Source organism: Micromonospora sp. WMMC415, assembly GCF_009707425.1.
Classification (GTDB): Bacteria; Actinomycetota; Actinomycetes; order Mycobacteriales; family Micromonosporaceae; genus Micromonospora.
In genome coordinates, this window is record NZ_CP046104.1 from 828,697 (window position 1) to 841,323 (window position 12,627).

At 72.8% G+C, this 12,627-nt stretch carries 10 protein-coding genes; 1 reads left to right on the top strand and 9 read right to left on the bottom strand.

Going from position 1 to position 12,627, the window contains the following annotated elements; translation table 11 throughout:
* Nucleotides 1-10 precede the first annotated feature (10 nt).
* Both GKC29_RS04065 and GKC29_RS04070 read right to left on the bottom strand, forming a co-directional pair.
* Nucleotides 11-1,489 carry a glutamate--cysteine ligase gene (locus GKC29_RS04065; RefSeq protein WP_155329547.1) on the bottom strand — a complete coding sequence of 493 codons (1,479 nt, stop codon included), beginning with the start codon at nucleotides 1,487-1,489 and terminating at the stop codon, nucleotides 11-13.
* Nucleotides 1,490-1,753: 264 nt separating this feature from the next.
* The gene (locus tag GKC29_RS04070) at nucleotides 1,754-2,335 is read right to left on the bottom strand and encodes a YceI family protein (protein WP_155329548.1); all 582 of its coding nucleotides are present in this window, start codon (nucleotides 2,333-2,335) and stop codon (nucleotides 1,754-1,756) included.
* Nucleotides 2,336-2,436: 101 nt separating this feature from the next.
* On the opposite strand from GKC29_RS04070, the gene GKC29_RS04075 reads away from it, so the two are divergent.
* Nucleotides 2,437-2,949 (top strand): MarR family winged helix-turn-helix transcriptional regulator, encoded by a 513-nt coding sequence (locus GKC29_RS04075; RefSeq protein ID WP_155329549.1) that lies wholly within the window; start codon nucleotides 2,437-2,439, stop codon nucleotides 2,947-2,949.
* A 235-nt stretch (nucleotides 2,950-3,184) separates the two neighbouring features.
* Here GKC29_RS04075 and GKC29_RS04080 read toward each other — a convergent pair whose 3' ends face one another.
* The 7 genes from GKC29_RS04080 to GKC29_RS04110 form a co-directional block, all read right to left on the bottom strand.
* A complete protein-coding gene (locus GKC29_RS04080) occupies nucleotides 3,185-5,791 on the bottom strand; it encodes a helix-turn-helix domain-containing protein (protein WP_155329550.1) in 2,607 nt (868 codons plus the stop codon).
* Between the two features lie 138 nt (nucleotides 5,792-5,929).
* On the bottom strand, nucleotides 5,930-7,084 hold the full coding sequence (locus GKC29_RS04085; RefSeq protein ID WP_155329551.1) for an acyl-CoA dehydrogenase family protein: 1,155 nt from the start codon (nucleotides 7,082-7,084) through the stop codon (nucleotides 5,930-5,932).
* Between the two features lie 95 nt (nucleotides 7,085-7,179).
* Nucleotides 7,180-8,712: an acyl-CoA carboxylase subunit beta gene (locus GKC29_RS04090; protein WP_155329552.1), complete on the bottom strand. Its 1,533-nt coding sequence runs from the start codon at nucleotides 8,710-8,712 to the stop codon at nucleotides 7,180-7,182.
* A 130-nt stretch (nucleotides 8,713-8,842) separates the two neighbouring features.
* Nucleotides 8,843-9,754, bottom strand: a complete 912-nt coding sequence (locus GKC29_RS04095) for a hydroxymethylglutaryl-CoA lyase (protein ID WP_155333972.1) — start codon at nucleotides 9,752-9,754, stop codon at nucleotides 8,843-8,845.
* Nucleotides 9,755-9,910: 156 nt separating this feature from the next.
* A complete protein-coding gene (locus GKC29_RS04100; RefSeq protein WP_155329553.1) occupies nucleotides 9,911-11,278 on the bottom strand; it encodes an acetyl/propionyl/methylcrotonyl-CoA carboxylase subunit alpha in 1,368 nt (455 codons plus the stop codon).
* 102 nt (nucleotides 11,279-11,380) lie between these two features.
* Nucleotides 11,381-12,004: a TetR/AcrR family transcriptional regulator gene (locus GKC29_RS04105; RefSeq protein WP_155329554.1), complete on the bottom strand. Its 624-nt coding sequence runs from the start codon at nucleotides 12,002-12,004 to the stop codon at nucleotides 11,381-11,383.
* 26 nt (nucleotides 12,005-12,030) lie between these two features.
* The gene (locus GKC29_RS04110; RefSeq protein ID WP_155329555.1) at nucleotides 12,031-12,621 is read right to left on the bottom strand and encodes a VanZ family protein; all 591 of its coding nucleotides are present in this window, start codon (nucleotides 12,619-12,621) and stop codon (nucleotides 12,031-12,033) included.
* Between the last annotated feature and the right edge of the window lie 6 nt (nucleotides 12,622-12,627).

Below are 12,627 nucleotides of genomic sequence, written 5' to 3' on the forward strand. Positions count from 1 at the left end.
CGGCCCGGTGCTAGCCGACCGGCCAGGTGTGGACGGGTTCGTTGCTGCGCTGGAGGTCGGCGTACCGCTGCACCATGTGGTGCAGGGCGGCGTCCCGGCCCATGTTGCGGTGCCGCTCGGCCGCCCACACCGTCTCCGTCTGCCAGACCGCGCCGTTGCGGCCGGTCCGGCAGCGCTGCTCGATGACCCCGAGCAGGCGGTCCCGTTCGGCGGGGGCGACACCGAACCGGTCCAGCCCGGTCGCCGCCGTCGGCAGCAGGACGTCGAGGACGAGCTTCGTCACCGGCACCTCGCCGAGCCGGGGCCAGTACAGGACGGCGTCCATGCCCCGGCGGGCGGCCGCGTGGAAGTTCTCCTCCGCCGAGCTGAACGTGAGCTGGCTCCAGATCGGCCGGTCCGCCTCCGCCAGCCCGCGCGCGAGGCCGAAGTAGAAGGCGGCGTTGGCCAGCATGTCGACCACGGTCGGGCCGGCCGGCAGCACCCGGTTCTCCACCCGCAGGTGCGGGCGGCCGTCCATGATGTCGTACACCGGCCGGTTCCAGCGGTAGACGGTCCCGTTGTGCAGGCGCAGTTCGCCGAGCTGCGGCACGCCCCCGGCGTGCAGGATCTCCACCGGGTCCTCGTCCTCGCAGATCGGCAGCAGCGGCGGGAAGTAGCGGACGTTCTCCTCGAACAGGTCGAAGATCGAGGTGATCCACCGCTCGCCGAACCACACCCGGGGCCGTACGCCCTGGGCCTTGAGCTCGTCCGGCCGGGTGTCGGTGGCCTGCTGGAACAGCGCGATCCGAGTCTCCGCCCAGAGCTGCCGCCCGTACAGGTACGGGGAGTTCGCCCCGATCGCCACCTGCGCGGCGGCGATCGCCTGGGAGGCGTTCCAGTAGTCGGCAAAGCTGTCCGGCGCGACCTGGAGGTGGAACTGGAGGCTGGTGCAGGCGGCCTCGGGGGCGATCGAGTCGGTGTGCGTCTGGAGCCGCTCGACGCCCCGGATGTCGAGTTCGATGTCCTCGCCACGCGCCCCGACGATCTGGTCGTTGAGCACCCGGTAGCGCTCGTTGGTGGAGAGGTTGTCGGCGACGAGGTGGCGCTCGGTGAGCGTGGGCAGGATGCCGACCAGGACGATCCTCGCGTCCGACTTGGCGGCCCGCTCGTCAGCGCGGGTGAGACTGCTCCGCAGGTCGTGCTCGTAGTCGCCGAACCCGGTGCCCTCGATGAGCCGGGGCAGCGCGTTCAGCTCCAGGTTGAACTGCCCCAGCTCGGTCTGGAATAGCGGGTCGGCGATGTCGGCGAGGATCTGGTCGTTGCGCATCGCCGGCTCGGCGGCGGAGTCGACCAGGTTGAGCTCGATCTCCAGGCCGGTCATCGGCCGGTCGGCGTCGAACCCGAAGTCGTCCAGCATCAGCGCGAAGACGTCCAGGCAGCGACGTACCTTCTGCCGGTAGCGGACCCGGTCCTCCCGGGAGAAGGCGCCCTGCTCGACGTCCCTGCCCATGTGTCCTCCCGGCGCCGGCGCGACGGAACGATGTTGTTCCGCAGCGCATTGTGAACCATCCACGGTAAGAGCGCCCACGGCGGCGGGCCAGAGGCTGAGCCGGCGCTCGGTGCGCCGGGGCTGGCGGCCGTACGTGCTCCTGGGGGATCCCTACCCTGGTTGGGCGGCTGAGCATCGCCGCGACCCACGAACATGTCGTGACAAATCGCACCGACGCGAAAGGCCCGCGCCGTGGCGCGGGCCTTTCGGGTACGTCCGGGGCGGTCAGGCCTGGCGGACGCCCTCACCCTCGATCTCGATCTTGATCTTCTTGCCGACCAGCACGCCGCCGGTCTCCAGGGCGACGTTCCAGGTCAGGCCGAAGTCCTCGCGGTCGATCTCGGTGCTCGCCGAGAAGCCGAAGATGTCCTGGCCGAACGGGCTGCGGCCGACGCCCTCGAACTCGACCGCCAGGTCGACCGGGCGGGTCACGCCCCGGATGGTCAGCTCGCCGGAGAGGACGAACTCGTTTCCGCGACGGGACTTCACGCCGGTGCTGCGGAACTCCACCGTCGGGTACTGCTCGACGTCCAGGAACTCCGGGCTGCGCAGGTGCGCGTCGCGGTCGGCCTGGGCGGTGTCGATGCTGGCCGCCTGGATGGTGGCGGTGACCGAGGACTGCATCGGGTCCTCCGCGACGGTGATGGTCGCGGTGGCGTCGGTGAACTCACCGCGTACCTTGCTCACCATCATGTGCCGGGCGACGAAGCCGACGCGCTTGTGGGCGACGTCCAGCAGGTAGGTGCCGGCGGCGGGGATGGTGAGGCCCTCCCAGTCGCGGGTAACCGATTCGGTGCTGCTGGTCATGAGTGCTTCCCTCCGGGGAAATCGTTGAGTAGGCCAACGGCTGTCTCAGCAACTATAGCGGCGACAATATTCCGTGTGTCAAGGACTGCTAGGATGGCCGAGTGAACCAGAGCGTGTTCGACGATCCCCGGATCACCGCTGTAGGCCTGCTCGTCGAGGCGCACGCCGGGCTGTCGGCCCGGTTCGCCGCGCAGTTCGACGAGCACGGCCTGTCACCGGTCGAGTTCGAGGTGCTCACCCGCCTCGCCCGCTCCCCGGGCAACCAGTTGCGGATGACCGACCTCGCCGCCCAGACCTCCCTGTCCACGAGCGGGGTCACCCGCGTGGTCGACCGGATGGAACGGGACGGGCTGCTCACCCGGCGCGCCTGCCCGTCCGACCGCCGCAGCTCGTACGCGGTGGTCACGACCACCGGCCTGAAGCGGCTGGACGAGGTGCTCCCGGGCCACCTGCGCATCATCGAGGAGTGGTTCACCGGGCAACTCGAGCCCGAGGCGCTCAACGCGCTCCTCGACGGCCTGCGCCGCGTGCGGGACGCCGTCCACCCGGGCGCCACGGCCGGCAGCACCGACCCGCTCCCGACCGGACACACGGCGCCCGCCGGCCGGTGCTGACCGGCTCTGCCGGCCACCGGCAGAAAGACCGGCAGAACTGCCGTACACCCGGGCGATAGGCGATCAAACCGGGCAGGGCGGTACACGCGTGATGGCTAATCTTCGTGCAGCGGGGACGCACCGGGGGGAAACGGCGCGAGCGATGAGCAAGGGGTAGCAAGAGGGGGCTCTGTCGCTCGCGCCACCCCCGGTCCCCGTCCCCGCGCCCCGGTCCCGGTCCCACGGTTCCGGGGCACTACTTCGCCCGGGCCGCCGCGAGGGCGTACAGCAACTGCTCCTCGTGCGGCAGCAGTCGCACACCGCCGTTGCGGCAGACCTCGTCCAGCCGGTCCAGCGTGGCCGGGTCCGCCGTGCTGGCCGCCAGCCCCACCAGCGCCTCCACCAGGTCACGACGGTCCTGGCCGTCGGCGGCGGCCTCGGCCGCGGCGGCGAACCACTCGGCCGCCAGCTCCCGGTCACCCCGGTGCAGCGCCAGATTGCCCTCGATCAAGGCGCAGATGCCGTCCGCCGGACCGGTGACCGTCCCCGGCCCCGCGGCCGCCCGCCCCGGCCCACCGGCCGGCCCGTACGTCGCACCCGGACCGGTCCCGGCCACGCCCGCCGGCCGCAGCTGGGCCAGCACCTCCGCAGCCTCCGCCGTCCGCCCGTCCTGGGCCAACGCCAACCCGACCGTGCCCAGCACCCGGCGGCGGTGGCCGGGGTCACCCAGGCCGGTCAACGCCGACAGCGTCCGCCGGCCCCGGTCGACCGCGTCGGCGTACCGGCCCTCCAGGCGGGCCACCTCGGCGAGGTTCGCCTGCGCGAGCACCCGCAGCCGCTGCTCACCGGACTGCGTGGCCAGCCGGTCGACCGCGGCCAGCCGCCGTCGGGCGGCCACGAGATCACCCACCCGGATGCCGTGCCAGGCGAGGTTGTTCTGCGCCACCGCCATGTCCCGCGTCCGCCCGTGCCGGGTGGCGAGCGCCAGCACCGCCTCGGCCTGCTCCCGCGCCTCGTCGTGACCGCCGGTGCCGATCAGCAGCGCGCACAGGACCGTCCGCGCCTCCAACTCGCCGGTGACGTCGCCCGCCTCGCGGAAAGCGGCCAGCGCCGCCCGGGCCGACGGCATCTCCTCGCCCCCGGCGCCGTGCTCGGCGGCCAGCCGGGCCACCCCCAGGGACGCCCACGCCCGCAGCACCGGGTCGGCGTCGGCGGTACGCGGATCGGCGAGCAGCCGCCGCAGCCACCGCCGGCCGGCGACGTCCCGGCCCCGGAAGCGCCACCACCGGGACAGCCCGGCGGCCAGCCGCAGTGCGGTCACCGGGTCGTCGACGGCGGCGTGCGCCAACGCGGAACTGATGTCACCGCTCACCTCGTCGAGCCGGTGCACCGCCGCCGTCAGGCGGACGCCGACCAGTTCCGGCGCCGTACGGGTCACCAGCCGGGCCATCGCGCGGGCGTGGCGCCGGCGCACGCAGGAGAGTTCCCCCGCGCCGGCGGCCTGCTCGGCGGCGAAGTCCCGCACGGCGTCGAGCAGCCGGAACCGGAACGGCCCGCTGCCGCGTACGCTCAGCAGCCCCAGTTGGAGCAGCCGGTCCAGCAGCGGGACCGGATCCGGGACGACTCCCGCCGGATCAACGTCATCGGCGAGCACCTCCTCGGCCAGCTCGATGGACCAGCGGTTGCCGAAGACGGCGAGCCGCCGCAGGGCGGCCTGCTCCTCCGGCGCGAGCAGCAGGTAGCTGGTCGCCACGGCGTCCCGGAGCGTCTCGGCCACGGCCGGGTCGGTGGCGTTCCAGCCCGGCCGCTCGGCCGCCCCGGAGGAGGTCGCCAGGTCCAGGACGCGGTCGCCGTACCGGTCGAGCAGTTCGTTGAGGTCGAGGACGCGGCCCCGCGCCGCCATCAGCTCGATGGCCAGGGGCAGCCCACCGAGGCGGCGGACCAGCCGTGCCATCGCCGGCAGCTCGGCCGGCGTCGGCGGGTCGGGGCGCACCTGGGCGAGGCGGGCGGCGAACAGCGCGACCGCCGGGTAGCCGGTGAGCGCGTCGGGCCCGGCATGGTCCCGGCCGGGCGGCGGGACGTCCAGCGGAGCGACCGGGCGGACCCGCTCGCCGCGCAACCCGACCGGGTGCCGGCCGGTGACCAGCACCCGCAGCGACGGCACCGCGACCGCGAGCCGGCGCACGGTCTCCGCGACCGGGTCGGGGGCCCGCTCCACCGCGTCCATGAGGAGCAGCGCCGGCCGGCCGGCGAGGCGTACGGCCAGGTCGGGGAGGCGGGCCACCTCGAAGACCGCGATCGAGGCGGCGAGCACGTCGGCCGCGTCCGAGCCCTCCCCGATCAACACCCCGGCCACGCCGCCCGGGTGCCGCCCGGCCACCGCGTGGGCGACCGCCAGGGCCAGTGCGGTCTTGCCGACCCCGGCCAGCCCGACCAGGCTGACCAGCCGGGGCGCCGGCTCGTCGGTGAGCATCTTGACCAGCTCGGCCACGTCGCGTTCCCGGCCGATCAGCTCGGCGGCAGGTGGCAGCGCGACCGGTGCGGCTGCGCCGGTGTCGTCGTGGCGGGCCGGTGGCGGCTCGGCCGTGGCCGACCGGGGAGCCGGCACCGGGCGGGCCGCGGCGAGGAACGCCGAGCGGGCCGGCTCGGCCAGCCCGAGCGCGGTGGCGAGCAGCTCGACCGTCGTGCGTTGCGGTCGAAGGGAGCGGCCGCGCTCCAGCTCACGAACGGTGCGTACGCCGATGCCGGCCCGGGACGCCAACTCGGCCTGGGTGAGGCCGGCGGCGAGCCGGTGTCCGCGGAGCAGGTCGGGCAGCCCGGTGAGGCCGCCCGGTCTCGGCGAACGATCATGCTCCGGGGTCATGGGCAGGAAGGGTACGGACGACGTCCGACCGCCGACAGCGGATCGTCGTCCTGCCGACCCCCCGCTGCGGATATCCGACAGCAACGCCGGCGCGCAAGGTGGCCCGACCACCGGAAAGGCCGGGCCCGGTGGTGTCCGTCACATGCCGAGATCACGCGCGATGATCATGCGCTGCACCTCGGACGTACCCTCGCCGATCTCCAGGATCTTGGAGTCCCGCCAGAACCGGGCCACCGGGTACTCGTTCATGAAGCCGTAGCCACCGTGGATCTGCGTCGCCTCGCGGGCGTTGTCGACGGCGATGGTGCTGGCGTGCAACTTGGCGATCGCGGCCTGGCGCTTGAACGGCTCCCCGGCGAGCATCCGGGCCGCGGCGTCGTAGTACGCCAGCCGGGCCGTGTGCGCCTTCATCTCCATGTCGGCGATCTTGAACTGGATCGCCTGGTAGTTGCCGATCGGCCGGCCGAAGGCGTGACGCTCCTTCGCGTACCTGACGGACTCGTCGACGCAGCCCTGGGCGAGACCGACGGCGAGCGCGGCGATCGCGATCCGGCCCTCGTCGAGGATCCGCAGGAACTGGGCGAAGCCACGGCCGCGCTCACCGAGCAGGTTGGCCGCCGGCACCCGGCAGTCGTCGAAGGTCAGCTCGTGGGTGTCCGAGGCGGTCCAGCCGACCTTGGAGTAGCCGGGCGCGACGGTGAAACCGGGCGTCCCGGACGGCACGATGATCGTGGACAGCTCCTTCGAGCCGTCCGGGTTCGTGCCGGTGACCGCGGTGACGGTGACCAGGACTGTGATGTCGGTGCCCGAGTTGGTGATGAACGCCTTCGAGCCGTTGATGACCCACTCGTTCGTCGTCTCGTCCAGCACCGCCCGCGTCTGGGTGCCGCCGGCGTCCGAGCCGAAGCCCGGCTCGGTCAGGCCGAAGGCGGCCAGCGCCTCACCGCTGCACAGCTTCGGCAGCCACTGCGCCTGCTGCTCCGGAGTACCAAATCTGAAGATCGGCATCGCGCCGAGCGAGACCGCCGCCTCCAGGGTGATCGCCATGCTGGAGTCGACCCGCGCCAACTCCTCCAGGGCCAGGCAGAGCGCGAAGTAGTCGCCGCCCATGCCGCCGTGCTCCTCCGGGAAGGGCAGCCCGAACAGGCCCATCTTCCCCATCTGGCGGACCACCTCGTACGGGAAGGTGTGCTGCTCGTAGTGCTCGGCGATGACCGGCGCGACCACCTCGCGGGCGAAGTCCCGCACGCTCTGCCGCAGCGCCTCGTGCTCGTCGGTGAGCCGGAAGTCCATGGGTTCCTCCTGGTGTGGAAGGGCCGCCGGGCGCTCGTGACGCCGGGACGGGTCGGTGCGGTGGCGGGCCGCCGCCGGCCGGGTGGGCGGCGGACTCAGACCGGGGTGACGCCGTGCCGGCGCCGGGAGAAGTGCCGCTCCTTGCCGCGGGCGGCGGTGAATCGCCGGATCAGCTCGGCGCGCAGTTCGTGCGGCTCGACGATCGCGTCGACCACCAGTTCGCTGGCGAGGCGGACGATGTCGATGTCCCGCTCGTACTCCTCGCGCTTCGCGGCCACGAACGCGGCCCGCTCGGCCTCGTCCCCGATCGCCGCGATCTTGTTGGCGTAGACGGCGTTGACCGCCGCCTCGGCGCCCATCACCGCGATCTTCGCGGTGGGCAGGGCGATCGTGGCGTCCGGCTCGAAGCCGGGGCCGGCCATCGCGTAGAGGCCCGCGCCGTACGCCTTGCGGACCACGACGCAGATCTTGGGTACGGTCGCCTCGGAGATCGCGGTGATCATCTTGGCGCCGTGCCGGATGATGCCCTGCTTCTCCACCGCGCTGCCGACCATGAACCCGGGCACGTCGGAGAGGAACAGCAGCGGGACGTTGAACGCGTCGCAGAGCTGCACGAACCGGGTCGCCTTGTCGGCCGAGTCGACGAAGAGCACGCCGCCCTTGAACATCGAGTTGTTGCCGACGACGCCGACGACCTCGCCGTCCAGCCGGCCGAAGCCGATGGTCAGTTCCTTGGCCCACAGTGCCTGGATCTCGAAGAAGCTGCCCTCGTCGAGCAGGCCCTTCGCGTACCGCCGCATGTCGAACGCCTGCCGCTCGCTCGCCGGGACCAGCGCGGCCAGGTCGGCCTTCTCCGGCGCTTCCTCGGCGGGGGCGGTGGGCGGCTGCTGGGTCCAGTTCGCCGGCAGGTACGACAGGTAGCGCTTGACCACGTCGAGCGCCTCGGCCTCGGTCTTGCAGAGGAAGTGCCCCACGCCGGACTCGGCGCAGTGCACCTTGGCGCCGCCCATCGCCTCCAGGGTGGTCTTCTCGCCGGTCACCATCTCGACCATGCGGTCGGAGCCCAGGTACATGCTGGCGTTGCCGTCGACCATGGCGACCACGTCGCAGAACGCCGGGATGTACGCCCCGCCCGCCGCGCTCGGCCCGAACAGCGCGCAGACCTGGGGGATCGAGCCGGAGGCGCGGACCTGGTTCCAGAAGATCTTCCCGGCGCCCCGGCGGCCGGGGAACAGCTCGACCTGGTCGGTGATCCGGGCGCCGGCCGAGTCGACCAGGTACACCATCGGCACGCCGGTGGTGTACGCCCGCTCGATGATCCGGATGATCTTCTCGACGGTCCGGGCGCCCCAGCTCCCGGCCTTGACCGTGGAGTCGTTCGCCATCAGGCAGACGGGCCGGCCGTCGATGGTGGCGGTGCCGGTGACGACACCGTCGGCGGGCAGGCCCTCGGCCAGCGCGTTGGCGTACAGGCCGTCCTCGACGAACGAGCCCGCGTCGACCAGGAGCGCGACCCGCTCCCGGGCGAAGAGCTTGCCCTTGGCGGCGTTGGCCGCGTGGTACTTGTCCGCACCGCCGGCCTTGGCGCGCTTGCGCAGCTGCTCCAGTGCCTCACCGTCGAGCGTCACAGCGCTCCCCCTTGCCCGCCGCGCACGCGCCTCGTGAGCGCGCCATCCGACCTGAACGATCGTTAGGTTAGCGCACTGGCGACCACCTCGGCACCCCACGGCACCCCTTGGGGTCAGGCTGGGTGGGGGGTCAGGCTGGTTTTGGGGTCAGGCGGGTGCGGGGGCCGGCGCGGAGGACGCCGGACGGGAGACGCTTTCCGGTCAGCTCCTCGGCGAGTTCGGCGACCTCGATCAGGGCGTCCAGGTCGATCCCCGTGTCGATGCCCATGTCGTGCAGCATGTGCACCGCCTCCTCGGTGGCGAGGTTGCCGCTGGCCCCCGGCGCGTACGGGCAGCCACCCAGGCCGCCGACGCTGGCGTCGAACTCGGTGACACCCAGTTCGAGGGCGGTCAGCAGGTTCGCCAGGGCGGTGCCCCGGGTGTTGTGGAAGTGCAGCAGCACCGGGATGTGGGCGTTCCGGTCGCGTACCGCCGTCAGCAGCTCACGAACCCGGCGCGGCGTTCCCATGCCGGTGGTGTCACCGAAGGCCACCCGGTCGGCGCCGTCGCGGACCACCCGGTCCACGATGCCCGCCACGCGGGCGGGGTCGACGTCCCCCTCGTACGGGCAGCCGAAGCTCGTCGCGATGATGACCTCGGCCCGCGCACCGGCACCGTGCAGCAGGTCGATCAGCTCCGCGATGTCGTCCAGCGACTCCTCGGTGGACCGGTTGACGTTGCGCCGGTTGTGCGTGTCGCTCGCCGAGACGACCACCTCGATCTCGGTGAAGCCGGCGGCCAGGGCGCGCTGCGCGCCCCGCGTGTTCGGCACCAGCGCCGAGTAGCGCACCCCGTCGACCTTGGCGGCCCGCTGCCACACCTCGTCGGCGTCGGCCATCTGCGGGATCGCCTTCGGATGCACGAAGGACACCGCCTCGATCCGCCTGACCCCGGTCCGCGACAGCGCGTCGAGCAGCCGCACCTTCGCGTCGGTCGGGATGGGCTCCTCGTTCTGCAACCCGTCCCGCGGCCCGACCTCCCGGACGGACACGAACTCCAGCATCCCCGCCATAAGCGATCACCCCACTGTGACACCACCGGCCCTGACACCACCAGCATGTCATCCCACCGACCCGCCAGTGTTGATCATGAAGTTAGCGGGGACAAATCAGGCGTACGAGCCCGCTAACCTCATGATCGACGCAGAGAAGCCCCGGGGTCAGCGCATGCGGGACACGATGCCGGTGTCGTAGTCGCCGGAGCGGAACTCCTCGTTCTCCAGGAGCTCGGCGAAGAAGGGGAGATTGTTCTTCGGGCCGGACAGCTCGAACTGCGCGACCGCGGCCTTCGCGCGCTCGATCGCCTCCGCGCGGGTCGCCCCGCTCACGATGAGCTTCGCCATCAGGCTGTCGTAGAACGGGGTGACCGTGTTGCCGGCGACGTACCCGGAGTCGACCCGTACGCCCTCACCGGCCGGCTCGACCCAGGTCGTGATCGCGCCCGGGCCGGGCAGGAAGCGCTTCGGGTCCTCGGCGTTGATCCGCAGCTCGATCGCGTGGCCGCGCGGCGTGAGCGCGTCCGGGTCGAAGGTCGGCGCCAGGCCGGCCGCCACCCGCAACTGCTCCTCGACCAGGTCGACGCCGTAGACCAGCTCGGTCACCGGGTGCTCGACCTGGAGGCGCGTGTTCATCTCCAGGAAGAAGAACTCGTCGGCGGCGGGACCGTCCACCGCGAGGTCCCGCTGGCGCGGGACCAGCAGGCACTCGACCGTGCCCGCGTTGCGGTACCCGACCGCCTCACCGGCGCGCACCGCCGCGGCCAGGAAGCGCGAGCGCAGCTCCGGCGACACCGCCGGGGACGGCGACTCCTCGACCAGCTTCTGGTTGCGCCGCTGCACCGAGCACTCGCGCTCGCCCAGGGCCACCACCCGGCCGTCGGCCAGGCCGAGGATCTGCACCTCGACGTGGCGCACCCGGGGGAAGTACCGCTCGATCAGGACCGAGCCGTCGCCGAACATCCGCTCGGCGAACGAGCGCACCTTGTCGTACTCGGTGCGCAGCGCGGCCTCGTCGACGGCCACGCCCATGCCCATGCCGCCACCGCCGGCCGCGGCCTTGACCATCACCGGGTAGCCGATCTCCGCCGCCGCGGCGACCGCCGCGTCCAGGTCGGCCGCCGGGTCGGTGGTGCCCGGGGCGACCGGCACCCCGGCCGCCGCCATCAGGTTCCGGGCGTTGATCTTGTCGCCCATCGCGGTGATCGCGTCCGCGCCGGGCCCGACCCAGATCAGGCCGCTCGCCTCGACGGTACGGGCGAACTCGGCGTTCTCGGAGAGGAAGCCGTAGCCGGGGTGGATCGCCTGCGCGCCGGTGGACTTGGCGGCGGCGAGGATCGCCTCGGTGTGGCGGTAGCTCTGGGCCGGATTGGCCGGACCCACGCAGACCGCCTCGTCCGCCTCGGTCACGAACGGCAGGCCGGCGTCGACCTCCGAGTGCACCGCGATCGCGCGAACCCCGAGCCGCTTGGCGGTACGGATGATCCGGCGGGCGATCTCGCCCCGATTGGCGACCAGCAGCGACTCGATCATGTCTCCTCCAGCGTCCCAGGCTTAACGAAGGTTAAGGAAACCACGCCGCCCCGGTTACTGACGAGTCGCTTGAGTGCGGACGTCACGCCACCGCGCGAGCGCTCAGTGCGCGGTGGGGGCGAGCAGGGCGGCCAGCGTCGCGCCGCGCAGCAACTCGGCCCGGCGCTGCCGGTCCACCTCGCCGCCGAGGAACGGGGTGGAGTTCATCAGGCCGAACGCCGCGTGGGCGAGCACGCGCGCCTCACCGTCGGGCATGCCCGGGTGCAGCGCGGTCAGCACGGTCACCCACTCCTCCACGTACAGGCGCTGGAGCCGGCGGATCCGGCGGCGCGGCTCGTCGGGCAGCCGGTCCAGCTCGTGCAGGTGCAGGGCGATCACGGCCGGGTTGGCCAGCGCGAAGTCGACGTGGAAGTCGATCAACGACTCGAGCGCGCCGCGCGGGTCGTCCGGGTGGCCGGCGGACCGCTCCCGACCACCGGCGAGCAGCCCCTCGCTGACCGGGATCAGCGCGGCGACGAGCATCGCCTCCTTGCCGGCGAAGTGGTGGTAGAGCGCCGGACCGGTGACCCCGGCGGCCGCGCCGATGTCGTCCATCGAGACGCCGTGGTAGCCGCGGGCGGCGAAGAGCCCGACCGCGATCTCCAGGATCTCGTCCTTGCGGGACCGGCGCCGGCCCGAACCCGTGCCGCCGTTCGTCGCGCCCCGCGCCTGCTGCTCCACCGTCACCGGGCAAGCGTAGACCGCGCGCCGCCTCAGGTGGAGGCGTGGTTACCGGCCGGTTGCTCACATCCGGCCGGCACGGCGGCACCCGTGGCGACCGTACGGCGGGCGGCCCACCACGGCCGCGAGAGCAGCCCGGCCAGCGCCGCCCCGGCCGCATTGAGCAGCACGTCGTCGACCGAGGTGACCCGGCCGAGGTCGAGGGTGTACTGCGCCGACTCGACCAGCACCGAGCAGGCGGCGCCCAGCAGGAAGAGCCGGCCGGCGCCGGCCAGCGCGGGTACGCGTACCGGGGCGAAGAAACCCAACGCGGCGAAGACCAGCAGGTTGCCGACCACCTGGACCACGACGGTGGCCGGGGCTGCGGTGAGCAGGTCGGCCAGGTCGCGCAGGGGCACCAGGTCGAGCCCGCGGGGCTCGTCGCGCGGGGTGAGGATCATCCAGACCCAGGGGAGGGTGCCGGCCACCGCGCCGACCTCGGCGACGCTGCGCCCCCACGCCTCACCGCGCGTCGGAGCGTCCCGCCGGAGCCGGGCGAGCACGGCGACGAACGCCACCACCACCGGCAGGCCGATCGCCGTGGCGGTCAGGACGGCACCCCAGTCCCGCCACACCTGCCCCATCGGCGC